A 24115-nucleotide genomic window follows, 5' to 3' on the forward strand; every position below is an offset into this window, starting at 1 on the left:
TCACTGCCTGTCGCTGCAGGTCGGTGCCGAGCGACCTCGGACGGCCCACAGACGGCCCAGGAACGATCATTGGCGACCACTCCACTCGTCCAGCTTGATCTTCACTTGGCCGTTCCGGTCTTCGAGCCAGATGACCTCACCGGCGACGGAGGCCCCCAGGCCGGGCAGCTCCATCCCCTGCGGCATGGACGTGACCTCCGCCAAGCCCAGAGCGCTGGGCACACCCTCGATACGGATAAAGACGCCGAACTGCTGCCGCCCGATGACCCGCCCTGTGACGGGGGCCCCAACAGGCAGCACCTCGACGGTCATCGCCCAGCTTCGCCGGATTTCCTCCGGGGACGGCGCTTCAGGCCCCTCTGGCCATTTGTACTCAGTCACGCGGCGATCATGGCAGCGTGACGAATCCGGCGAACAGACGGCAGCACTCAGCTCGGGGATCTTGTGCCTTGCGAGCAGCTTCCGCCGCTGACACGCAGCGCATTCACGGCAACGCCCACCTGATGGCTGCCGTGATACCCCGCAGCCCCCACGGCAACTGGTACGTGTCCTCCGGGGGGACTTGGGCGTCAGCACGCTTTCCCAGCCCCCTTGCCTGCCCATAGCAGCCTCCGCGCGCCCACTCACGCTCCGCGATCCGCCTACGGGGTCGGCCGACGGGGTCCGGGCCGGGCATGCGTTGAAAGGTTCTTGCTCACGCGGACGTCGTTAGTGCAGCTTCTCGCAATTCCACGAACTGCAATCCGGCCGGAGTTACTGCAATATATCGAGAGAGATCATCTCCGCTAGCCGGCACGGACCTGATCGAGTACACCTGAATGTATCCGATGTCCCGCAAATGGTACAGCTCGCGCTTCAGCGCTTCACTCATCTCGAAGTTGCCGAAATTGCCTGACGCCAATTTCTTCAGGTTAGTGAACATAGGGCCCGACATCGTGTGCAGAAACAGCTGGGACACAGCCTCGCCAAGCTCATTCACGCGCTGTTGGACGTTGTCGACTTTTTCGACGAGCTCGCCAATCTCTACAGGCCCAAATTTGAGATATGAACCCTTCTCGATCCTCTCACGCAACGGCTTCCGAAACGCGACCAGTACCGCGATGGCAAGGATCACCCACAGAGCGGTCTCCAGGAGCGGAACGTAATCCTTCATGAGGCATCCAACCTTCTCTTCTGTCCGACACGGTTGGCAGAAACATGGAGAGACTTGGAGAGACATGGAGAGACTTCGAGTGCGCGGGAGTGCAGATTCGGAAGATCACGGTGGGTGGATCCCGGCCGACCCGGCGAAACGGTGACCTTGGAACGCCACGCGGGACTACGCCGCAGGTTGGTGTGAGCGACGCTCTACAGCGATACATCATGAGCTATGAGCGCGAGCGATGACAATACGAACACGCGGGATAATGTTGAGGCACTCGTGACTAGCGCACTGGCGCACTGGCGCACTGGAGAACCGCGTAGACGGTCAGCCGACAGAGGTCAGGACTGCTGTGGCCACAGCTGCCGCTGGGGTGGAAATTCATTCCCTCGTCGGGATTTTCCACCACCGATGTCCTAGCGTCGCGCATTTCAAATAACACGTGAGCGTGAAGCACGGCAGCGACATGCTCGACGGTCAGTGTCAGATCGAGGGAATCGCCGCAAGTGTGGATCCTGACGCCTTGGTGACCGACCGGTCCGCGCGACCTCTTCGGGCGTGAGCCAGTCGACCGCGGTTGATTCGCTGGACGCTCGTCGGTACATGCAGATCCTGGCTCGCTTGGTGGAGGGCCGCCAAGGACACCACATAGATGTCCCTTTGAGCCCAATACCGAGCGTCGTCGCGTCCACGCCTCCAGCGGACGCGGTCCACTGGGGTACTTCGACTTCGCTTCTGGACGATCTCCCGGATCAGTCCTCGGTCGACGTCTCCGTGGTCGTGGGGTCCTTCTTCTTGCGGAGGAGGAACATGGCTGCCGCGCCGAGTACGACCATGAGGACCGCTATTCCGGCGATCATCGGGGTCGCGCTGGAGCCGCCCGTTTCCGCGAGGTCGCCGCCGCCTGTGCTCGTGCCGCCTGCCGATGCCGGGCTCGGGTCGGAGACCGGCTCCGTCTTGCTGCCGATCGCGCTGCTCTCGGTCCGGCAGTCGAGCACGCCCTTGAACCGCTTCTCGAAGCCGTTCGGGCCCTTGATCGTGAAGTCGTAGGCCTGGTCCTCCTGCAGGGGGATCGTCACCGTCCGCGACGTGCCGGCCTCGATGGTGTGCTTCAGGCCCATGAGGCGGAAGGTGAACGGCCGGTCGCCCGTGTTGCTCGCCGTGATGTCCACGCCGCTCTTGGCGCAGTTCTTCTCCGCGGACAGCGCCGGTATCGCGCCCTCCTTGGCCCAAGTGGCGCTCGCCGTCGCGGAGACCATGGACTCGCTGGAGCCCGCGAGGATCTGCGTCTGGCTCCGGGTCTCGGAGGCGAAGGCCCGGCCGACCGGAATCGTGGTCGACGCCTGCACGGCGAGTGCCGCCGAGCCGTCCGGGGCGTCCTTGGGGACGTCGAAGAACAGCTGGCTGCCATCGGCCGCGGAGGTGACGGGCTTGCCGTCCTTGCCGACGATCTTCACCCCGCTCGCCACCGAGTCCGCGGGCGGGGTCACGGAGACGGCTTCCGCGTCCGTCCGCACGGTGACCGGACCGACCCGCTCCCCCGCGCGCCCGGAGACCGCGGGCGGGTCGAGGGTCAGCGAAGCCTTGGGCTCCGCCGCGCCGCGAGCGCTCTTGTAGAGGTAGTCGGCAAGCTTCTCGGCCTGCGGGTCGACGGCCTCCACCTCGGCGCTGTCCGAGTAGCGCCAGATCGCCACCTGTGTGCCGGCCGCCGCCGCCTGCTCGGTGAGCGCACGCGCGCCCGCCTTGTGGGCCAGCGCGGCGAGGTCGTTCACCTGGGGGTAGGAGTTCTGCAGGATCCAGCGGATCCTGCCCGCGTCCTTGTTGCCGTTCAGCGAAGTGCCGCTCCAGGGGGTCTCCTGGTACTCCGCGTCCTTCTGCGTGGGGTTGTGGATGTCGATGCAGTACGTCTGCAGGGTGCCGCCGTCCTCCACGGACATCTCGAAGAGCCCGGCGGGCACCTGCTGGCTCGCCCCGTTGTCACGGATGACGGCCTGGCCGTACGTCTGGAGCCCGCCCAGCGTCGCGACGGCTCCGCCCCTGTGCTGCGGAGCCTCTTGAGCCGCGGCGGGACCCGCGGTGGCTATCGCGCCCGCCGCGAGGGCCCCGGTCGCAAGCGTCACCGCGGCGAGGCGCCCGGCGCCCCGTCTCCCCCGGGACGGCGCAGAGCACGCACGGCCCCCGGAGAAGGCAGAGAACGCCGACAACACTGAACGCGCAAAAGACACAGAATTCCCCTCCGGACGGGACCCGTTCACTTCGAGGGGGGTGATCCCGCCAGCAGATCGAAAGGGGCAGAATCACCTGCCACCTGCGTGGCCTCCACTACCAACTGCCCCATTAGCTACCCTCGGCATCCTAGGGATGCGGCACACCACGGCCCCCAGTCCTACCGTTCGATAACCGATCCGACTCGGAATCGTTATCGCCAACAACCTTTCAGAACCGGTCTTATCGACAAATCCACGGAACCCACTCGCCGATAAGCCGCACATCGGTCGGGGCCTCGCCTGACCCCTGACGGCCCATCACCCGACCGGCTCGGGCTCGGGCTCAAGCACCTGCTCGCGTGCCGCCGCCGGATCCGTCAGTGCCGCGTTCGCCTTGAGCACGCGCCGGAAGGCGGCCGTTCCGCGCGAGAGGTCGTGGCCGATCGTGATCGCGTCGATGTCCGCCGACGTCCAGTGCTGGCCGCCCCGCTCCTCGTCGCGCACCTTCAACTTGCCCTGCACGATGACGGGTTCACCGATCGTCAGGGAGCCCTGCACATTCGCGCCGAGCGATCGCCTCGCCCACACCGTGAAGAAGTTGGTGTGCCCGTCCGCCCAGACGTTCTGCACCGCGTCGTAGTACCGCGCCGTCACCGCGAGCCGGAACCGCGCCACCGGCCCGGAGGGCAGCTCCCGGAACACCGGCGTCGTCGCGACGTTCCCCACCACCGTCACCAAGGTCTCGTTCATGTCGAACCCCTCCCTCGTCCACTCCGCTTCCGCCGCCGCGGTGGTCGGTCCCGCGGCTTCGATCTCAGAGTGGACCGGTCGGCACGATCTCGCTGAGCCCTGTGGTCTACCGGCCAGTTGTGGAAAACTCCCTCACCCGAACGGGGCGCCCGCCCGCCCCTTTCAGCCCACCGCCGCACCTGTCACCCGCACGTACTGCTCGCGCACCTCCAGATACCGCAGCAGCTCCGCCGCCAACGGATCAAGCACCCTCGCCCGCCCGCACCCGGCGGCCGCCTCCCGCAACCGCCGTTCCGCGTCCAGGCCGTAGCGTCGCGCCGGCCCCCGTGCCGCCATCCGGCTCCCCCACTCCACACAGGGTCCGCCGATGATGCCGGCCAGCATCAGCAGCACCGGCACACCCAGGTTCGGCTCCGCGATCCCGATGATCTGCGCCACCAGCCAGAGCCCGCCCACGACTTGGAGCAACGTCATCGCCGCCTGGGCGAGAACCGCGACCGGCCACCACCCGGGCCGCGGAGGCTTCCCCTCCGGCACCCCGGCCGACACCGTCAGCTGGTCGAGCGCCTCGGGCAGCCCCTCGGCGCCGCGCACCGCTGCCTCCCGCACGGCCTGGCCCCAGGGCTGGGGCAGCCCGGCAGCAGCCTCGTCGGCCACGGTTCGCACCGCGTGCTCGACGCGCTGCCGAGCCGTGGCCTCCTCGTCCGGCGGCACCTGCGCCACGGGCCAGCCGATGCCCCGCGGCGCGCGCTGGGCCTCGTACCAACGCCACAGCCGAAGCCAGGGCGTGCCGCACGCCTTGCCCGCGTTGCGCTGCCAGGCCCGTTCCGCGGCCTGCCCTGCGGCCGCCGCGCCCACCGCGTCCGCGAGCCGGTCGGTGAACTCCTCGCGCGCTTCTTCGCTGAGCCCGATCCACGACCTGCCCCGGCCTCCGTGCCACCCGGCCCCGGCCGCGTACACGGGCCACAGCTGGTCGGCGGTGGCGTCGAGGTCGGCCGCGATCCGCCGGGCGGCGGCGCCCCGCTCCTTGGTGAACTGGCCGAGGGACTCCCGGAGTTCATCGACCCCGTCTCCGGTCAGCGCGGAGAGGGCGAGAACGGTGGCGCCGGGTTCACCGTGCTCGCCGAGGGCGATGCCGTCCTCGTCGAGCAGCCGCCGCAGATCGTCGAGCACCTGGTCGGCGGCGTCGCCCGGCAGCCGGTCCACCTGGTTGAGCACGACGAACATGACCTCGGCGTGGCCCGCCATGGGCCGCAGGTAGCGCTCGTGGAGCATCGCGTCGGCGTACTTCTCGGGGTCGACGACCCAGATGACCGCGTCGACGAGGGCGAGGATCCGGTCCACGTGCGCGCGGTGCTCGCCGACCGCCGAGTCGTGGTCGGGCAGGTCGATCAGGACGAGCCCTTCCAGGGTGTTCGTGTCGGGGCCCTGGAGCGGGCGTCTGCGCAGCCGTCCCGGGATGCCGAGCCGGTCAAGGAGCGCCGCGGCGCCGTCGGTCCAGCTGCAGCCGATGGGGGCAGCCGTGGTCGGCCTGCGGACGCCGGTCTCCGAGATCGTCACGCCGGCCAGGGCGTTGAACAGCGTCGACTTGCCGCTCCCCGTGGCACCCGCGATGGCGACGACGGTGTGCCTGCCGGAGAGCCTGCGCCGGGCCGCGGCCTCGTCGAGTACCCGGCTCGCCTCGGCGAGCGTGGCGCTGTCAAGGCGGGTGCGGGAGAGTCCGACGAGTTCACGCAGCGCGTCCAGCCGGGCGCGCAGAGGCCCTTCGTACGCGGTCGAAATACCGGACGAAGCATGGGACGACGTACCGGAGGGCGTGCTGGAAGACGCACTGGAAGACGTACTGGAGGGAGCACAGGATGGCGTAACGGACAGTGCTCCGGACGGAGTCTGTGAGGGGGCATACGGGTCGGCGCCGCATCCCGCGCCACCGCCGGCCCCCTGAGCGGCGTCCTCGCGCGTGGCACCGCCGCGACGCGCGATCAGCCCGTCGTCCCAGACGGTTTCGGATCCGCCGCGGGTCTCCTCGGAGGCGCCCTCGGGGTTCCCCGGTTCCTCGTGAGGCTCATCGCGCTCACGCTCGTGCTCGGTGTGATCAGTGACGGCAGTCACCGCGGGTCACCTCTCCTTCTGCAGTACGGACAGCGCGGCGATCAGGTCGGCCTGGGGTTCGGGGTTCACGTCGAGGGCGTCGAGAGGGGCGAGGCGTCGCTCGCGTTCCGCGTCCAGGACGTTGTCCAGGTAGGTGGTGAGCAGGTGTCCGCCCCGGTCCCGCAGCCGGAGCGCTCCGTGGGCGCCGATCCGTTCGGCGAGCGTTTCGCCCGCCGAGCGTCCGCGGTCGCCGCCGAGCAGGGCCGTGGCGAGCAGGGCGGCCACCATCTCGGGGTCGGGGAGGAAGTTCTTCTCGATCCGGTCGAGCCCGCGGACCTCGTCCTCCGCGTACTCCTCCAGGACGCGTCGCCAGCGTCGTACCGCCATCCCGATGCGGTGCTCGGCGCTCTCCGTGCCCTCGATGAACCGGTCACGGCCGCCGAGGCCGGGGGCGGCGGCCGCCGGTTCGCGCCGCCACGCCTCGTCGATCCGCTCGTCGGCGGCGGTCACCGCGCACAGCAGCAGCGCCTCAAGGCTCTCGGCGACGGCGTCGAGGAGCTCGCCCGCGCCGCAGTCCAGGGGGTAGCTGCGCCACCGCTTCAGCGCGTCGCCCGCGAGGACGGCCCCCGTCTGCAAACGCTCCCGTACGCGCGCGTGCTCGTGTCCGTAGGCCTCGTCGACGGCGGAGGTGAGCCGTAGCGCGGCCGCGTACTGGATGGCGACGGCGCCCGCGAGCTCCGGGACCCGCACGTTCAGGGACTGGAGGACGCCGTGTGCCGTGCGTGCGATGGCCTCCGCCCGCGCCGTGGGCTCCTGGGAGCGGTGCGTGAGCCAGGCCCGCAACGGCGCGACGGCGGTGGCGGGAAGCAGCCCGCCACCGCCCGTGGACTCGGGCAGCTCGGGCACGGTGAAGCGCGGCACGTCGCCCAGGCCCGCCTTGACCAGGAGCGCTCCGTACTGGCGCGACACCTCGGCCACCAGTTGGTGCGGAACCCGGTCCAGGACGGTGACGAGGGAGGCGTCGTGCTCCTTGGCGGTACGCAGCAGATGCCAGGGCACGGCGTCCGCGTACCGCGACGCGGTGGTCACCATGACCCAGACGTCGGCAGCGGAGATCAGCTCGGCGGCGAGGTTCCGGTTGTCGGAGACGAGCGAGTCGATGTCGGGGGCGTCCAGAAGCGCGAGCCCCTGGGGCAGGGTCTCCGCCGTCTCGATCCGCAGCGCGCGCTCGCCGTCGGGCCCGGGCGGCAGCAGGTGATCGCTCCCGTCGTCGTCCTCGTCGTCCGCGGCCGAGGGCTCAGGGCGGGGCACCCACACGCGCGTGAGGTCGGGCAGTACGCGCATTCCGGCGAACCAGTGATGATCCTCCGGATGGCACACAAGAACCGGTGTCCGCGTCGTCGGCCGCAGCACCCCCGCCTCACTGACCTGCCGCCCGACGAGGGAGTTCATGAGGGTCGACTTGCCCGCCCCGGTGGAACCCCCGATCACGGCGAGCAGCGGCGCTTCGGGGGCCCGCAAGCGGGGCACCAAGTAGTCGTCGAGCTGGGCAAGGAGCTCGTCCCGGTTGGCACGCGCGCGTGGCGCCCCCGCCAAGGGGAGCGGAAAGCGTGCGGCGGCGACACGCTCGCGCAGGGCGGAGAGAGCGTCGAGCAGTTGAGGCCGTACGTCCAAGGTCACCACATGCGAAGAATGCCCAATTTTGGCGGCTTTCTGAAGCATATGGGCACCCCTGCGCGCCGATCGGACACATGGGATGGAAGGGGCGACTGGGGCGCAGGCATAACGAGTGCACAACACCCGGGGCGCGAGACGCCAAAAGCGATGCGAGATTCGCACCTGCCTGCGATTATCAGGACCGCTTCACTGAACCTCCACATAGTGCCGCGGAGGCGAAGCGCCAGGGACAAGGACCCGGGAGCCCTATCCTTGTCCCCGGCAAGGTCACGGCTCGTCCCCACCCGGGCTCCAGGCCACCGGCCACCATCCGGCCCCCGTAGCTCAGTGGATAGAGCAGGCGCCTTCTAAGCGCTTGGCCGCAGGTTCGAGTCCTGCCGGGGGCGCAAAAAGTTCTTCACCTGGGAAAATGCGCGAGGGGCTCTTCATGCCCGGTTGCACGTCGCTCTGCGAGCAAGCGCCTTCACCTACGCGCGACCCGAATCCCGACAGGCCTGGCATCGTGGTGCCGGCGACTCGCATCGACAGATTCACGCCTCGGAGCACCGTGTAGCACCGGGTGGCACACCTTCGCTATCGTGGTCGGCATGACAGTGCAGCCCGAGATCACTCAGCGCGATCTACGCACTCGCTCCAAAGAGATCATGGACGCCGTCCAGGGTGGGCAAGCCTTCACGGTCACTCGTGACGGCCACCATGTGGGTGAGCTCGTCCCGCTGCGGCGCCGTCGCCGTTTCGTCCCTCGCGCCGAGTTCGCGACCATGTCGCGCACCGCACCCGACATCTCCTTGGACGCCTTCCGTGACGATCAGGACGACGTCGTCGAGCAGGAGTTGGACGACCCGTATGCCCGTTGAGCACGAGCAGGGCCTTCTCGATACGAACATCATGATCCTGCGCAAGTGGATCAACGCCGACGAACTGCCCGCCGAGATGGCCATCACCGCCATCACCCTCGCTGAACTCTCCGCAGGCCCCCACCAGGTACGTGGTAGCAACGAGCAGAGCGACTACGACGAACATGCCGAACGAGCCCGCCGCATGGACGTCTTGCAGCGCGCGGAGAACGAATTCGACCCCATCCCCTTCGATGTGGAGGCGGCCCGCCTCTACGGCAGAATCTGCGCCGCCGTCGTCTCCGCAGGTCGCAAATCCCGCCCCCGCGTGGCCGACCTGATGATCGCCGCCATCGCGGCCGCCGAAGAACTCCCTCTCTTCACCACCAACCCCGACGACTTCAAGGGCCTCGGCAACTTGATCACCATCGTGCCCGTCACGCGCCCCGAGATCCTGCACGACTGGTAGCACGCGCCCGAGCGGCGCAGATGGGGGATCACGCCAGCCATCAGCAGTGCACGCTTCGTGGCGTATCGCTCAGGGCCGAGCTCTGCTGAGAGCACCTTCCGCCCTGTTCGCATCTAGAGCAGGTTCGCCGGTCCGCCTACTGCACTACTCGCAAACTCGCTGCCCGGCCGCCCCGGCAGGAGGTGGACGAGCTGATCGATTCTCCCCGGAACCTGGCGCTGCGCTTGGCCGGTCTGGGTGGGATCGTCGCCGCAGAATGAGGAGATAACAGAGACAGTCGATCGTGGCCCTCACGCTGGCACTCCGAGCAGCCCGCCCCCGTGGGCCCTTGAATCGGTAGCCGCAGCTCCCCGTAAGCGGCCCTTGGGACCGTTGGGGTTCTTGGGGGGACGGGGCGTACTCGGGTGTAGGGCGTGGTCTGGGGTGGGCGGGGGTCCTGGTCGCCCTTGTTGGGCCAGTGCGCCATTGCTCGTTCGGCCTGGGCTGTGATCGTCAGGGAGGGGTTCACGCCGAGGTTCGCCGAGATCGCCGAGCCGTCCACCACCGAGATGCCCGGGTGGCCGTAGAGGCGGTGGTAGGGGTCGATCACTCCCCCGCCGGGTGAGTCGCCTATCGGGCAGCCGCCCAGGAAGTGCGCCGTCAGGGGCTTGTTGAGTAGTTCTCCCAGGTTCGTGCCCGCGAAGCCGTTGATGCGGTCGGCCACCAGTCCCGCCGCCTGCCAGCCCTCCGGTATGTGCACCGGGTTGGGTGCGCCGTGGCCCTGTTCCGCCGTCAGCAGCCGGCGGCGCCCCAGGCGTGTGGTGAGGGAGTTGTCGTGGGTCTGCATGACGAGGCCGATGATCGTGCGCTCCGACCAGCGGTGTGTCGATGCCACCCGGGCCACCAGCACCGGGTGGGTGAGGAAGGCGAGCACGGCGGCCAGCGCCAGTACGTCGAAGTCGTACGCCCCGTCCGGCTCGTACGTCCCATCAGGCTCGTACGTCCCATCAGGCTCGTACGTCCCATCAGGCTCGTACGTCCCATCAGGTTCGTACGCTCCGTCAGGCTCATACGCCCCGTCGGGCTCCTTGCTCACCGCGCGGCCAGGCTCCTCGCTCACCGCGCGGCCTCGCCGTACAGCGCCTCGATCTCGCCCGCGTACGCCGCCGTCACCGCATGCCGTTTGATCTTCAGGGAGGGGGTGAGCAGACCGTTTTCCTCGGTGAACTCGCCCTCGACGAGGGTGAATCTGCGGATGGACTCGGCTCGTGACACCGCCGAGTTGGCGTAGTCCACGGCCTTCTGGATCTCCGCGATCATCTTCGGGTCCCGGCACAGCTCGGCCAGCGGGGTCTCCTTGGGGCGCTTGCGCACGGCGAGCCAGTGCTCGACAGCTTCCGGGTCCAGCGTGATGAGCGCCGCGACGTACGACCGGTTGTCGCCGACGACGATGCACTGCCCGACGGGCGCCCGGCTGCGCAGCCGGTCCTCCAGGATCGCCGGGGAGACGTTCTTGCCCCCGGACGTGACGATGATGTCCTTCTTGCGCCCGGTGATCGTGAGATAGCCGTCCTCGTCGAGCGCCCCCAGATCACCGGTGGCGAACCACTCGTCCCGCAGCACGGCGTCCGTCGCTGCCGGATTGTTCCAGTACGAGCCGAAGACGATGCCGCCCTTGATGAGCACCTCGCCGTCGTCCGCGATGCGTATGGCTGTGCCCGGCACCGGCGTACCCACCGTGCCGGGGCGGGGCTTCAGCGGCGGCGTGATGGTCGCGGCGGCCGTGGTCTCCGTCAGGCCGTACCCCTCGTAGATGATGATTCCGGCGGCGTAGAAGAAGAGGTTGAGGCGCCGGTCGAGGGGCGAGCCGCCGCTGATCGCGTACCGCAGCCTGCCGCCGACCTCCTTGCGGATGCGGCGGTAGACGAGCAGTTCGTACAGCGCCCAGCCGAGGTAGAGCCCGACGGAGGGGCCGGGGCCGCGCGCGCCCTTGCCCTTCCCCGCATCCTTGCCCTTCCCCGCATCCTTGCCCTTCCCCGCATCGAGGAACTTGTTCAGATACGCGTCGCCGAACCGCACCGCGATCCCCTCGGCCCGGTCGAAGGACGCGCCGCGACCGATCTTCTCCGCGGTCGCGCGCCCCGTGTCGTGGATCTTCTCGAAGAGGTAAGGGACGCCGACGACGAACGTCGGCCTGAACGAGCGGAGTTCGGGCCTCAGTTCGTCCGGTTTGATGCTCGGGCAGTGGCCGAGTTCGATGCGGGCGAGCATGCAGGCGATCTGGATGGTGCGGCCCAGGATGTGGGCGAGCGGCAGGAACAGGAGGGTGGAGGCCACCTGGCCGGTGATCTCCTTGAAGATGGGGTGCAGCAGGTCGACCGTGTTCGCGGCCTCGGCGTGCAGGTTGCCGTGGGTGAGGACGCAGCCCTTGGGCTTGCCCGTCGTGCCCGACGTGTAGCAGATGGTGGCGATGGATTCCGGCGTGAGGGCGGCCCTCCGCTTGACCACTGCCTCGTCCGTCAACTCCCGGCCCCGAGTCGCGAGTTCGAGCAGAGCTCCGTCATCGACGCAGAGGACACGCGGCGGCTCGGTGAGGTCTTTGACCGCCGCATCGGCCGTCGCGACGTTCTCCTCCGTCTCCGCGATCAGCAGCGTCGCCCCGGAGTCCCGCACGATCCACTCGATCTGTTCCGCCGCCGACGTTGCGTACACGGGCACGGTCTGCCCGCCCGCCGCCCAGATCGCGAAGTCCAGTACGGCCCACTCGTACCGCGTACGGGACATCAGCGCGACCCGGCCGCCCGGCTGGAGCCCGGCTGCGATCAATCCCTTGGCCGTGGCCGTGACCTCGTGCGCGAAGGCCGCCGCGGTGACCGGACGCCACTGGCCGCCCTGCTTGCGGCGCAGGACGATCGCGCCCGGCGCCTCTGCGGCGTTGGTGAAGGGAATATCGGCGGTGCTGCCCGTGGTGGCCTTCGCCGCGAGCCGGGCGGTGCGCGCCTCGCGCACGGTTCCGTGCTCGTCCTTGACGATCTCCACCGGGGCGCGATCGGCCAGCTCGCCGTGGCGTTGCGCCCGTTTCAGATCCTTGCGTACGCCCATGACGGCTCCCGGCTCCCGGCTACCTACCAACTGACGTGCAGAGGTCGTGCAGAGGTCGTGCAGAGGTCGTGCAGAGGTCGTGCAGAGGTGATGCGGTGCGTACTTACTGGGAGGTCAACTTACTCAAGCGTAGGGAAAGTTCAATGGGGCGAACGCCGAAGAAATCACCGCGTGACCATCACCTCGGCGACAAGAGCGCTCACTCCGATGAGGGCGAGGCCCCCGGCACCCAGACCTCCCCCTCGAGCACGCGCCCCATCCCCACCCACACCATGTTCATCAGCCGCAGCGTGACCCCCTCCGGCGACTGGCCCGGGTGACCGCCCATCCAGTCGGTGAGCGAGTCCGCCGCGCCGACCAGCGCGTGCGCGACGAAGTCGGCGTCCTCGTCGTCCAGTTGAGAGCCGCCGGGGCTCTCCGCGATGCCGTCCCGGACCAGGCCCGCGACCTGCGCCATCACCGCCCGCCGCGCTTCGGCGACCGCGGACGCGATCACCTCGCTCAGCTCCGATGCCTGGCGGTGCAGGACCACCCAGCTGTCGCGGTGCTCGGCGACGAAGGCGAAGAACGCCGAGAGGCCGGCGTACAGGCGCAGTTCGGGCGCCCCGCCCCCGGACCGCGCCGCACTCTGGAAGGCGGCGACCAGGCGGTCGGCCTCGCGCCGCAGGCAGGCGAGGAAGAGCCCCTCCTTGGAGTCGAGGTAGAGATAGACCATCGGCTTGGAGATCCCGGCCAGCTCGGCGATCTCGTCCACGGACGCGGCGTGATAGCCGCGCTTGGCGAAGACCGTCACCGCCACATCGATGATCTGCTGCTCGCGCTCCTGGCGCGGAACGCGCCGACGCCTTCCCTCAGTTCTCCCGTTGACCGTCACTCTTGCAGCCTCCCAGACTCGGGGCTACCTTACCCCTTAGTAAGTTTACTTTTGAGTAAGGAGATTGCCATGGCGGACGGCATCGGCGGCGCTGACGGCTTGGCCGGCCTGGACTTCGCGAGCGTCACCCCCGAGGAGTTCGCGAAGATCGTGAAGGGGCTCTCCGGCAAGGAGATCACCGAGATCGCCCAGGACGCCGAGCTGCGCGCCCGCGTCCTGGCGGAGGTCTTCGGACGGATGGGCAGGCAGTTCAAGCCGGAGGCCGCGGGCACCGTCGAGGCGCTGATCCGCTGGAAGATCACGGGGGTCGACGACGTCGTCTACGAGACGGACATCTCGGCGGGCACCTGCACCGTCCGCGATGGCCGCTCGGACGCCGAGCCGCGTGTCACGCTCGTCATGGCCGACGCCGAGTTCCTCAAGCTGGTGTCCGGCAACGCGAGCCCCGTGACGATGTTCATGATGCGCAAGATCAAGATCGCGGGTGACGTGGCGTTCGCCGCCGGTCTGACCCGCTACTTCGACATCCCGAAGGCCTGACCCCTGACGCCCGAACCGACTTCCGGAAGGGGACATCCCCATGGCCTTCTCGCTCGAACTGACCGAAGAACAGCGGGACCTGCGCGGCTGGGTGCACGGCTTCGCCGCCGACGTGGTGCGGCCGGCCGCCGCCGAGTGGGACGAGCGCGAGGAGACTCCCTGGCCCGTCATCCAGGAGGCCGCCAAGATCGGCCTGTACGGATTCGAGTCCCTGGCCGACCTGTTCGGCGACCCCAGCGGGCTCTCGCTGCAGATCGCCAACGAGGAGCTCTTCTGGGGCGACGCGGGCATCGGGATGGCCCTGTTCGGCACCTCGCTCGCGGTGGCCGGGATCTTCTCCGCGGGCACGCCCGACCAGCTCGCCGAGTGGGTGCCGCAGTGCTTCGGTGACGAGGACGACCCCAAGGTGGCGGCGTTCTGCGTCTCCGAGCCCGACGCGGGCTCGGACGTGTCGGCGATGCGGACGCGGGCGACGTACGACGCGGCACGCGACGAGTGGACCCTGTCGGGTCAGAAGGCGTGGATCACGAACGGCGGCATCGCCAACATCCATGTGGTGGTCGCGTCCGTCGATCCGGCGCTCGGCTCGCGCGGACAGGCGGCCTTCATCGTGCCGCCCGGCACGCGGGGCCTCGAAGGCGCCAAGAAGATAAGGAAGTTGGGACTGCGGGCCTCGCACACCGCGGATGTGTTCCTGGACGACGTACGCGTGCCGGGGCACTGCCTGCTCGGCGGCAAGGAGCGTCTCGACGCCCGGCTCGCCCGCGCACGCGAGGCGGCGAAGGCGGGGAGCGGTACGAAGGCGGGGAGCGGTGCGAAGGCGGGGAGCGGTGCGAAGGCGGATTCCGGGGGACGCGGGCAGGCCGCCATGGCGACCTTCGAGGTGAGCCGCCCGACGGTGGGGGCGCAGGCGCTCGGCATCGCGCGGGCCGCGTACGAGTACGCCCTCGACTACGCGGGCTCCAGGGTCGCCTTCGGCCGCCCCATCATCGAGAACCAGTCCATCGCCTTCGCGCTCGCCGACCTGCGGACCGAGATCGAGGCCGTGCGGCTGCTGATCTGGCAGGCGTCGTGGATGGCGCGCAACGACAAGTCGTTCGACGCGGGCCAGGGCTCGATGGCCAAGCTGCGCGCCGGTGAGCTGGCCGTTTCGGCGACTGAGAAGGCTGTGCAGGTGCTGGGGGGCGCGGGGTACAGCAGGGAGCATCCGGTGGAGCGGATGTACCGGGACGCGAAGATCTACACGATCTTCGAGGGGACGAGTGAGATCCAGCGCCTGGTGATCGCCCGGGCGATTTCCGGGCGGCAGATCCGGTAGGCGTCCGGTTCCGGGCGGCAGAACCGGTAAGCGTCCGGTTCCGGGCGGCAGATCCGGTAGGCGTCCGGTTCCGGGCGGCAGAACCGGTAAGCGTCCGGTTCCGGGCGGCAGAACCGGTAAGCGTCCGCCGGATGGCAGATCCGGTAAGCGTCCGGTTCCGGGCGGCAGAACCGGTAAGCGTCCGCCAGGTGGCAGATCCGCCAGGCGTCCGGCCCGGCCGACGATTGCTGCCAAACCCGCCTAAAGCCACCGCAGAGCTGCGCCGATGAAAAGATCATGACATCGACGCAACTCTTCTTCCGCGAGCCCGACGCCGTCCTCGGGCTGATCAACAGCCGAAGCGACACCAGGGGCAGGCTCCGGCGCGTCGTCGTCTGCCTGCTGCCGGCCTGCGTCATCGCGTTCGCCGGGTTCCAGCGGCGCTGGATGTCCGACGACGGCCACATCTACGTCCGTACGGTCCGGCAGATCCTGGCGGGCAACGGCCCCGTCTTCAACGCGGGCGAACGCGCCGAGGCGTCCACCGGCACCCTCTGGCAGTGGCTGCTGGTGCTCGCGGGGCTGCCGGGCATCGACATCGCCAGAGCCGCGATGTACGGCGGGCTGCTGCTGACCGCGGCCGGGTTCGCGCTCGCCTCGCTCGGGGCGATGCGGCTGTACGCGGACAAGGCGGTCCTCCCCCTCGGCTGCCTGGTCCTGCTCGCGCTGCCGCCCGTCTGGGACTTCGCCACCTCCGGCCTGGAGACCGGGCTCGTCACCTGCTGGATCGCGGGAGCCTGGCTGCTGCTCGTCACGCGGCCCGAGTCGCTCTCCACCTGCGTGGTCCTTGGCCTCGGCCCCCTCGTACGGCCCGACCTGGCGCTCGTGTCCGCCGTCTTCCTCGTCGCGCAGTGGCTGCTGGCGCAGCCGTCGCGGCGTGCCACGTTCGGCGGGCTCGGAGCCGCCCTCGCGCTGCCGGTCGCGTACGAGGTCTTCCGGGTCGGGTACTACGGGCAGCTGATGCCGCTGCCCGGTGTGACCAAGGAGGCCTCGCAGAGCCTGTGGGGGCGGGGGTTCGGCTACCTCGCGGACTTCGCGGAGCCCTATCTGCTGTGGGTGCCCGCGCTGTTCCTGCTCGCGGCCCTGCTGCCGACGGCGGCCACGCGGCGGGATGCCGCCTCCCTCGTACCCGCGCTCGCGCCCATCGTCGCGGGGCTGCTGTGCTGGGTCTACGTCATCAAGGTGGGCGGCGACTTCATGCACGGCCGGATGTTCCTGCCGGGGCTGCTCCTCATGGTCCTGCCGGTCTTCCTGGTACCCGTCACGCGCGCGTGGACCATCGCGGTCGCGGGCGTCGGCATCTGGGCCGTGGCCTGCGCGAGTCTGCTGCGGATTCCCTACGAGGGGCATATCGGGCCGGACGGCGTGGCGGACGAGCGCGGGGTGTACGTCCGGCAGAACGCCTCCCCCCACCCCCTCCACCACGGCTTCGCCAACTACCCGAGTTACCTCGCGTACGAACGGCTCGTACGCGACGCCGATCACGCCGAGACCCCCACGCTCCTGCTCGCCAAGACCGCCGTCACCGCCAACTCCCCCGGTGTCACCGGCGTCTGGAGCACGCTCGGCTTCAGCGGCACGGTGGTCCCGCTGGACGGTGCCGCTCTCGACCCGATCGGGCTCGCCTATCCGCTGGCCGCGCACTCCGAGCGCCTCGACGCCCGGGTGGGCCACGACAAGCGGCTCCCGGACACGTGGATCTTCGCCGACCGTGGCCGCGGGCCTCTCCCCGAGGGCCTCGACCCGGCGGGTGTCGCCGCCGCCCGGCGGGCGCTCGACTGCGGCGCGCTGGCCGAGCTGCGGGCGGCGACACGGGATCCGATGACGCCGGGGCGGTTCCTGCGCAATGTCACCGGGGTGTGGGAGCGGACGTCGTTCCGCTTCCCGAACGATCCGGTGCGGGCCGAGCGGCAGCTCTGCGGCGGACGCTAGCGGCAGCTCCACGGCGGGCCCCGGCAGCTGCCCCGCAGGAGGTCCCGGCAGCTGCCCTGCGGCGGGTCCTAGCAACTGCCCCGCGGGCGGACGCTAACGACTGCTCCACGGCGGGTCCCGGCAGCTGCCCCGCAGCAGGACCCGGCAGCTCTGCCCCCGCAGCAGCACCTAGCAACTGCCCCGCGGGCGGACGCTAGCGGCAGCTCCGCGGCGGGTCCCGGCACCAGCTCCGCGGCGGGGCCTAGCAACTGCCCCGTAGCAGGTCCCGGCAGCTCTGCCCCACGGCAGGACCCGGCAACTGCCCCGCAGGCGGACGCTAACGGCAGCTCCGCGGCGGGTCCCGGCAGCTGCCCCACGTCAGGTCCCGGCAACTGCCCCGCAGCAGGACCCGGCAGCTCTGCCCCCGCAGCAGCTCCTAGCAACTGCCCCGCGGGCGGACGCTAACGGCAACCCCGCAGCAGGACCCGGCCACTGCCCCGCAGGCGGCCGCTAACCGCTGCCGGTGATCTCACCCTCGTCCTCAGGCCCGCCTCCGCCGTCCCCGTGCCCGCCGGTGAGGCGGTCCGCCTGGCGGACGGCGGTCGCCAGGTCGCGCAGCGCCTTGTCACCGCCCGGCGCCTTGTCGCCGCCCGATGACGACTCGGACAACTCATCGGCGCTCCTGGCCAGTTCGGCCAGCGAGGGAGCGCCGGGCAGGGGCTGCCCGGCGGGTGAGCCGGTGGAGGTGGACATCGGCTCGGGGGCGTTGGCCGTCGTGCCGGTGTCGGGGCGCACGGCGGGGTCGCCGGACCCACTCTGCGCCGAGGCCCCGTTCCGGAGCGCGTCCGCGAAGTACGCGGCGACCGCCGTGGTGCGCAGGCCGTGGTCGGCGTCGTGCAGCCCGCCCTCCATGTCCGCCGTCTCGATCTCGTTCGACTCCTCGTGCGGGACTCGGTTGTCGGGGTCGAGCCAGCGGACGCTGGCCGTCGCCACGTGCCCGCTCGCGCCGGGCCTCGTCCGTACGGCGTACAGCGCGGTCACGGTGTGGCCGGGCCCGACCTCGCCGCCGTCCACGCTGTCGTCGCGGAAGTCGTCGTCGGCCACCGCCCGGTTCTCGTAGCCGATGAGCCGGAACTGCTTGACGGTCTGCGGGTCGAAGGCGACCTGAGCCTTCGCGTCGCGGGCGCGCAGCTCGATGTTGGCCGGGAGCTGCTCGCAGAAGACCTTGCGGGCCTCCTCGCTGTCCGACACGTAGGTGGTGTGGCCGTCGCCCTTGTCGGCGAGGCGCTCCATCAGCGCGTCCCCGTAGTCGCTGCCGACGCCGACCCCGAAGAGGGTGATGCCGTGTTCGCTGCGGGCGTCGGAGATGCGCTCCAGGATTCCGTCGGCGCTGGTCTCGCCGGTGTTGGCGAGGGCGTCGGAGAGGAGCACGACGCGGTTGGTCGCGCCGTCGCGCCGGGCACCCACGGCGGTGTCGTACCCCGTGCGGATGCCCGCTTCGAGGTTGGTGGACTGGGTGGGCTCCATGGCGCCGATGGCCGAGTGCACCTTGTCGCGGTGGTCGCCGAGGCGGGTCATGGGCAGCACCTTCTTCGCGCTGTCGCTGAAGGTGACGAGCGCGACGGAGTCGTCGTCGCGCAGCTTGTCGGTCATGATCCCGAGCGACTCCTTGACCAGGTCGAGGCGGCCGGGCTCCGCCATCGAGCCGGAGACGTCGATCACGAAGGTGAGGGCGGCGGGCGGGCGTTCGGCGTCCGAGCCGTCGCCGCGGGTCGCGAGCCCCACCCGCATCAGGGACCAGTCGTCCTCGTCGGTGCGGGCGCCGTCCACGTTCACCGAGAAGCCGTCGCCCTCGGGGCGCGGATAGTCCTGGCGGAAGCTGTTGACGAACTCTTCGGGGCGTACGGTCGCCGGGTCCGGGAGGCTGCCGGCGGCGAGGGTTCGACGGGCGAAGCCGTAGGAGGCGGTGTCCACGTCCAGGGCGAAGGTGGAGAGGTAGTCGGGGGGCGGGGCGAAGCCGCGGTCTTTGCTGTCCTGTTGCTCGCCGGGGGTGGCCGCGTCACCGCCCTCCGGCGAGGCGGGACCCGGCGCGGGCAGCGGCGCGGTACCACTCCGGTCCCGCTTGCCGCCTCCCGTGGCCCGGTCCGCGTTCTCGCCACCGGAAGTGCACCCGGTGAGCAACAACCCACCGGCCAGCGCCGCGGCGAGCATCCCCCGCCGTACTTTCCAGGTCCGCATCCTGGCCCCCTCGCGTCGTCGGTTCACATGACTGTGACGCGCGAGGCTCCGCGAACGCTCGCTCAAAACCGTTGCGGAAGCGTCTCGATGCGGGAACGGTGGAGCCGCCCTCGGCCATGCCTGCTCCCTCTCGGACACGGGCCGCGTCCGCTCCCGCTAGGCGGGGTCCTGCGGGAACACGCTCAGGGGGCGCGGCGGCGGCGCGTCGTGAGCTGGGAGCACCCCCGCGGCTGTCGCGTCGAATCCAGCGGGCCAGACCGTCGTGGAGTCGGCCACGGCTCCGGTGAGCGTCGCCTCGGTCAGGTTGGTGTCCGTCAGAACGGCACCACGCAGATCGGCCGACTCGAATCGCGTACCTGCGACGACTGCCGCCGTCAGATCAGCGTTGCTGAGGTCCGCTGCGCGCAGGTCGGTCCGATCGAGCCGGGCATGGCACAGCAGGACGGACCGCAGGGAGGCCTGCCGCATGTCAGCACCCATGAGCACGGCTCTGACCAGCCATGTGCCGGACAGATCGACTTGCTTCAGATGCGCGGCCCGTAGATGCACGTTCGTCAGGTCGGCATAGTGCAGGTCGGCATTCTCGAGATGGGCGAAGTCCAGCATCGCGCGCCGTAAGTCCACTCGCTGGAGACGCAGTTGCAGCTCCTTGGGTCTCGGAGCGCGACCGAGCACAGTGAGCGCCGCGTGCACATCCGGGGAGCGAATGACCAGCAGGGTCTCCCCCGCGTGCGCCAGGGCGACCTCACGGTTCCGCGCGACGTCACGAGGGGAGGGGCGGGCTTCGAGCGGCAGGGCGAGTGCGTTGCGCTGCGCGAAGAGACAGAGCACCTCGACAACGGCCCCGCGGTCGTCCCGTGAGTCGACGGCGATTCTCTCCAGCGCGAAGATCGCACCTATGCGCACACCCGCGCTCTCATGGCCCAACTGCTCCACTGCGGCGGCGAATCGGCCGGTGAACTGTCCATGGCGGCTCACCTGCAGCTGCCGCCACGTGAAGAACGCTCCCACCAGCAGAGCCAGCCCGGCCAGCCCCTGCAGCAGCGTGGTCCGAATGTCGTTGATCGCCTTCGCACGGTCCGGGACACGGACTCCACCGGTGTCCCAGTCCAGCAGATGGCGCGGCGCCACGACCACGATCAGCACGATGAGAAGCACGCTCGCGAGCGCCACCCCGGTGCCCAGCATCCAAGACCGGTCGGCACCCTGCACCGCGGGGCGCGGCACTCCTCGCACCCGGCGCCCCGGCAAGGCTCCGGGCCTTCTCCCAGTACGCGCCATCCCAAGAGGTTGCGTCCCCGCGACGCACCTCAAACTCCGCGGTGGGGAACGCGCGCCGCACCACTGCTCTCAGCTGACCACGTCCTTCCGCGCGAACCCCCGGAACGCCAGCGCGAAAAGCACCAGTGCGTACGTCACCGACACCGCCGAACCCTGGATCATCCCGCCCCACTCGGGCCGTGGCTGGATCGCGTCCGCCCAGGCGAACTGCCAGTGCGCCGGCAGGAAGTCGCGCCAGCCGCCCAGTGCCGTCACCGCGTCCAGGACGTTGCCGACGATGGTCAGGCCGACCGCGCCGCCCACCGCGCCCAGGGGTGCGTCCGTCTTCGTCGAGAGCCAGAACGCGAGGGCGGCCGTGACCAGTTGGGAGACGAAGATGTACGCCACGACGATCACCAGGCGTTGCGCGGCCGTGCCCGCGGGCAGGGCTCCGCCGGTCGGGATCTGCAGCGGGCCCCAGCCGTAGGCCATCGTCCCGACCGCGAGGGCGATCAGTGGGAGCAGGATCATCGCCGCCGCGCTGAGGCCGAGCGCGACGGCCAGCTTCGACCACAGGAGGCGGGCCCGAGGGACAGGGGCCGCCAGCAGATAGCGCAGTGACGACCAGCTGGCCTCCGATGCGACCGTGTCCCCGCAGAACAGCGCGACCGGGATGACCAGCAAGAAGCCCGCCGACACGAACAGACACGTGGCCGCGAAGTTCGCGCCCGACGCCGTGGCCGTGTCCATCAGCGTCACCCGGCCGCTTCTGGACTCCGGGGAGCCGGCGATGGTGAACGCGAGGATCAGCACGAAGGGCAGCAGGACCATCACGCCGCCCATGACCAGCGTCCGGCGCCGCTTCAGCTGGCGGACCGCCTCGACGCGCAGCGGAAGCGTACGGCCGGGGCGGTATCCGGGGGCCGTGGCGCGTTCCGTGCCCGGCTCCGTGAGTGTGGCTGGGGCTGGGGCGCTCATGCCGTGCCTCCGTCGATCAGGGTCAGGAACGCGTCCTCTAGGCGGCGGTGCGGGCCCATGGACTCCACCGGGAGCTCCAGGCGCACCAGTTCGGGCAGCAGCCGTGCGGCGCTGCCTGCCTCCGTGCCGTCGAGCCGTACGAGGAGGCCGCCGTCCGCGCGGGCCGCCGACGCGACGCCGGGCAGCGCGGCCACCTTGTCGACCATGGGGTCGGAGATGCCGTCCGCGAGCCCGACGAGCAGGGTGTCGCCGGAGCCGATGATCTCCGCTACCGGGCCCGCCTGGACCAGGCGCCCGCGGTCCATGACCACCAGGTGGGTGCAGGACTGCTCGACCTCGGCGAGGAGGTGGCTGGAGACGATGACCGTGCGGCCGCCCGACGCGTACCGGATCATCACCTCGCGCATCTCGCGGATCTGTGGCGGGTCGAGGCCGTTGGTCGGTTCGTCGAGGATCAGCAGGTCCGGCATGCCGAGCATCGCCTGCGCGATCGCGAGCCGCTGCCGCATGCCCTGCGAGTACGTCCGCACCGCCCGGGCCAGCGCGTCGCCGAGCCCGGCGATCTCCAACGCCTCGTCCATGCGGGCGTCCTCGGCGGGGCGCCCGGTGGCCTTCCAGTACAGCTCCAGGTTCTCGCGCCCGGAGAGGTGCGGCAGGAAGCCCGCGCCCTCGACGAACGCGCCGACGCGGGACAGGACCGGAGCGCCCGGCCTGATCGCCTGCCCGAAGACGCGGATCTCGCCCGCGTCGGGCCGGATCAGGCCCATGAGCATGCGCAGGGTCGTCGTCTTGCCCGCGCCGTTCGGACCCAGGAGGCCGAGCACCTGCCCCTTCTCGACGCTGAAGGAGACATCGCGGACCGCGTAACGGTCCGTCGACTTGGCGTACTTCTTGCTCAGGTCCGTGATCCGCAGCGGCACTTCCGCGAGCTCCGGGTCAGGGGCGGGCGCCGATGTCCGGCGCCGCGCGGTGACCAGGAGCAGCGCCGCGATCACCGCTCCGGACGCCGGGAGCCACCACACCCAGGCGGGCAGCGGAGCCGCGGCCGTCTTCACGCCGGGCGCGGTGGGGACCTTCAGGTCGCTCTTCAGGGACACCGTGTACGTGGCGGGTTGCTCCGGAGAGGCGTAGCCCAGGTCGGTCGATGCGAGGACGAGGCGCAGGCGGTGGCCCTTCTGCAGGTCGTGGTCGATGGCGGGCAGGGTGAGGGTGACGTCCTTGCCCGCCTTCGCGCCCTCCACGCGGATCGGCGAGACCAGCTGCGAGGGCAGCACCTTCTGCCCGCCGCCCGGCCCCACGTCGTACACCTTCCCGAAGAGCACGGCGTCCTCGCTGTCGGACTTGACGTGCACCCGCACCTGCGGTGATCCGGTGACCCGCAGGTCGTCCTGGATCGGCGCCGACTGGAACGCGGCGTGCTGGCCGGGGAAGTCCAGGGAGACGCCGACGCCGAGCGAGGAGAGCTGGTTGAGTCCGCCGCCGCCCGCGCCGGGGAGCGCGGAGATGGCGGGCGGCGCCGCGCCCGCGGGGTTCTCGACGCGCTGCGGCTCGCGTCCGCTGAGCGCGATGTCCCGCCGCCCGTTCTCCAGGCCGGGGTACGTGTCGCCGCTCGCGCCCCGCAGCTGCGCGGCGCCGTCGGTGGAGTCGACGCCTCCGGTGCGCGTGACCCGGAACGCGGGGCCGGTGTCGGTGCTCTTGTCGTCCTTCAGATAGCGGTCGAACCACGAGCCGATCCGGGCGTTCACGCGGCCGGTCTCGCGGTCGCCGCCGTCGTGACCGCCCGAGATCCAGTCGACGGACACGGGCGCGTGGTTGCCGCGGATCGCCTTGGAGATGGCGTCGGCCTGGCCGAGCGGGAAGAGGGAGTCGGTCTGGCCCTGGAAGAGCAGGGCGGGCACCTTGATGCGGTCGCCGACGGCGGCCGGGCTGCGGTCGGCGAGGAGCTTCTTCGCCTCGGCGTCCGGCTTCCCGGCGACCGCGACGCGGTTGTACATCTCACACAGCCGCTTCTCGAACCGCTCGCAGCCGCCGCCGGTGTTGATGAAGAGCCCGGCCCAGAGCTTCTTGAACACGCCGTTCGGGAAGAGGGCGTCGCTGAGGTTCCAGTACGTGATCTGGGGGGCGACGGCGTCCACCCGGTCGTCGTACCCGGCGGCCAGGAGGGAGACCGCGCCGCCGTACGAGGCGCCGGTCATGCCCACGCGGGGGTCGCCCTTCTTGTCCAGCTGCACCTCGGGGCGCCCGGCCAGCCAGTCGATGAGCCCCCGGGCGTCGGCGACCTCGCCCTTCGGGTCGTTGAGCCCGATCTTGCCGGTGGACCTGCCGAAGCCGCGGGCGGACCAGGTGAGGACCGCGTACCCCTTCTCGGCGAGGTCCTCGGCCTGGGCGCGCAGGTCGTCCTTGCTGCCTCCGAAGCCGTGGCCGATGAGGACGGCGGGGCGCTTCGTGTCGGGGTCCCCCGCGGTGAAGTACGACGTGTCGATCTTCGCGCCGCCCGCCCCCGGCATCCGCATCATGCGGTCCTCGCGGTGCACGGCGGGCCCGTCGTCCGATGCCGCCGCCGTCCACGTGCCCGCCCCCGCCAGGATGGCGAGGGCGGCCGCGGCGGCGAGCAGTCTGCGCCTGGGCAGTCGTAGATCCATGCGTCAACCGTACGGGCGAGGGCTGACAACCGAGGCAGCCGGTGGTCTGAACCCGGTTGCCTA

17 protein-coding genes, 1 tRNA gene and 1 pseudogene are annotated in these 24115 nt (G+C 70.3%); 6 read left to right on the plus strand and 13 right to left on the minus strand.

Annotated elements, in window-relative coordinates; translation table 11 throughout:
* Positions 1–66: 66 nt before the first annotated feature.
* From ACZ5WE_RS05070 to ACZ5WE_RS05095, 6 genes are all read right to left on the minus strand, one after another.
* Positions 67–381: a hypothetical protein gene (locus ACZ5WE_RS05070; protein ID WP_469157277.1), complete on the minus strand. Its 315-nt coding sequence runs from the start codon at positions 379–381 to the stop codon at positions 67–69.
* A 313-nt stretch (positions 382–694) separates the two neighbouring features.
* Complete coding sequence (locus ACZ5WE_RS05075; protein WP_467687399.1) at positions 695–1153, minus strand: hypothetical protein; 459 nt, start codon at positions 1151–1153, stop codon at positions 695–697.
* 740 nt (positions 1154–1893) lie between these two features.
* Positions 1894–3348, minus strand: coding sequence for a Cys-Gln thioester bond-forming surface protein (locus ACZ5WE_RS05080; protein WP_467687878.1), 1455 nt, complete (start codon positions 3346–3348; stop codon positions 1894–1896).
* A gap of 318 nt (positions 3349–3666) precedes the next feature.
* On the minus strand, positions 3667–4098 hold the full coding sequence (locus ACZ5WE_RS05085; RefSeq protein ID WP_467687397.1) for a single-stranded DNA-binding protein: 432 nt from the start codon (positions 4096–4098) through the stop codon (positions 3667–3669).
* 162 nt (positions 4099–4260) lie between these two features.
* Positions 4261–6210 (minus strand): YfjP family GTPase, encoded by a 1950-nt coding sequence (locus ACZ5WE_RS05090; RefSeq protein WP_467687395.1) that lies wholly within the window; start codon positions 6208–6210, stop codon positions 4261–4263.
* 6 nt (positions 6211–6216) lie between these two features.
* Positions 6217–7872 carry a dynamin family protein gene (locus ACZ5WE_RS05095; RefSeq protein WP_467687393.1) on the minus strand — a complete coding sequence of 552 codons (1656 nt, stop codon included), beginning with the start codon at positions 7870–7872 and terminating at the stop codon, positions 6217–6219.
* A 307-nt stretch (positions 7873–8179) separates the two neighbouring features.
* Between ACZ5WE_RS05095 and ACZ5WE_RS05100 the strand changes: the two genes are divergently transcribed.
* The 3 genes from ACZ5WE_RS05100 to ACZ5WE_RS05110 all read left to right on the plus strand — a co-directional run bounded on the left by ACZ5WE_RS05100 (position 8180) and on the right by ACZ5WE_RS05110 (position 9171).
* Positions 8180–8252, plus strand: a tRNA-Arg gene (locus tag ACZ5WE_RS05100).
* A gap of 201 nt (positions 8253–8453) precedes the next feature.
* The gene (locus tag ACZ5WE_RS05105) at positions 8454–8723 is read left to right on the plus strand and encodes a prevent-host-death protein (RefSeq protein WP_467687391.1); all 270 of its coding nucleotides are present in this window, start codon (positions 8454–8456) and stop codon (positions 8721–8723) included.
* The gene (locus ACZ5WE_RS05110; RefSeq protein ID WP_467687389.1) at positions 8713–9171 is read left to right on the plus strand and encodes a PIN domain-containing protein; all 459 of its coding nucleotides are present in this window, start codon (positions 8713–8715) and stop codon (positions 9169–9171) included. Before ACZ5WE_RS05105 ends, ACZ5WE_RS05110 begins: the two co-directional genes overlap by 11 nt.
* 136 nt (positions 9172–9307) lie before the next feature.
* On the opposite strand, the pseudogene ACZ5WE_RS05115 reads toward ACZ5WE_RS05110, so the two are convergent.
* From ACZ5WE_RS05115 to ACZ5WE_RS05125, 3 genes and pseudogenes are all read right to left on the minus strand, one after another.
* Positions 9308–10093: pseudogene (locus ACZ5WE_RS05115) on the minus strand (GMC oxidoreductase); the annotation flags it as partial.
* A gap of 173 nt (positions 10094–10266) precedes the next feature.
* Positions 10267–12252, minus strand: coding sequence for an AMP-dependent synthetase/ligase (locus tag ACZ5WE_RS05120; RefSeq protein ID WP_467687387.1), 1986 nt, complete (start codon positions 12250–12252; stop codon positions 10267–10269).
* 199 nt (positions 12253–12451) lie between these two features.
* Positions 12452–13126 (minus strand): TetR/AcrR family transcriptional regulator, encoded by a 675-nt coding sequence (locus ACZ5WE_RS05125; protein ID WP_467687385.1) that lies wholly within the window; start codon positions 13124–13126, stop codon positions 12452–12454.
* Between the two features lie 69 nt (positions 13127–13195).
* Here ACZ5WE_RS05125 and ACZ5WE_RS05130 point away from each other — a divergent pair, with 69 nt between their 5' ends.
* From ACZ5WE_RS05130 to ACZ5WE_RS05140, 3 genes are all read left to right on the plus strand, one after another.
* Positions 13196–13666 carry an SCP2 sterol-binding domain-containing protein gene (locus tag ACZ5WE_RS05130; protein WP_467687383.1) on the plus strand — a complete coding sequence of 157 codons (471 nt, stop codon included), beginning with the start codon at positions 13196–13198 and terminating at the stop codon, positions 13664–13666.
* A 40-nt stretch (positions 13667–13706) separates the two neighbouring features.
* Positions 13707–14984 (plus strand): acyl-CoA dehydrogenase family protein, encoded by a 1278-nt coding sequence (locus tag ACZ5WE_RS05135; RefSeq protein WP_467687381.1) that lies wholly within the window; start codon positions 13707–13709, stop codon positions 14982–14984.
* A gap of 276 nt (positions 14985–15260) precedes the next feature.
* The gene (locus ACZ5WE_RS05140) at positions 15261–16955 is read left to right on the plus strand and encodes an arabinofuranosyltransferase AftB family protein (protein ID WP_467687379.1); all 1695 of its coding nucleotides are present in this window, start codon (positions 15261–15263) and stop codon (positions 16953–16955) included.
* Positions 16956–17444: 489 nt separating this feature from the next.
* Here the strand turns inward: ACZ5WE_RS05140 and ACZ5WE_RS05145 are convergent, their stop codons facing one another.
* From ACZ5WE_RS05145 to ACZ5WE_RS05160, 4 genes are all read right to left on the minus strand, one after another.
* Entirely contained in the window at positions 17445–19172 is a 1728-nt protein-coding gene (locus ACZ5WE_RS05145; protein WP_467687377.1) for a vWA domain-containing protein, read from the minus strand.
* 156 nt (positions 19173–19328) lie between these two features.
* A complete protein-coding gene (locus tag ACZ5WE_RS05150; RefSeq protein ID WP_467687375.1) occupies positions 19329–20360 on the minus strand; it encodes a pentapeptide repeat-containing protein in 1032 nt (343 codons plus the stop codon).
* Positions 20361–20522: 162 nt separating this feature from the next.
* Positions 20523–21410: an ABC transporter permease gene (locus ACZ5WE_RS05155; RefSeq protein ID WP_467687373.1), complete on the minus strand. Its 888-nt coding sequence runs from the start codon at positions 21408–21410 to the stop codon at positions 20523–20525.
* Complete coding sequence (locus ACZ5WE_RS05160) at positions 21407–24052, minus strand: alpha/beta fold hydrolase (protein WP_467687371.1); 2646 nt, start codon at positions 24050–24052, stop codon at positions 21407–21409. The genes ACZ5WE_RS05155 and ACZ5WE_RS05160 overlap by 4 nt, the downstream gene beginning before the upstream one ends.
* Positions 24053–24115: the final 63 nt, after the last annotated feature.

The organism is Streptomyces sp. NPDC033180, from assembly GCF_055577645.1.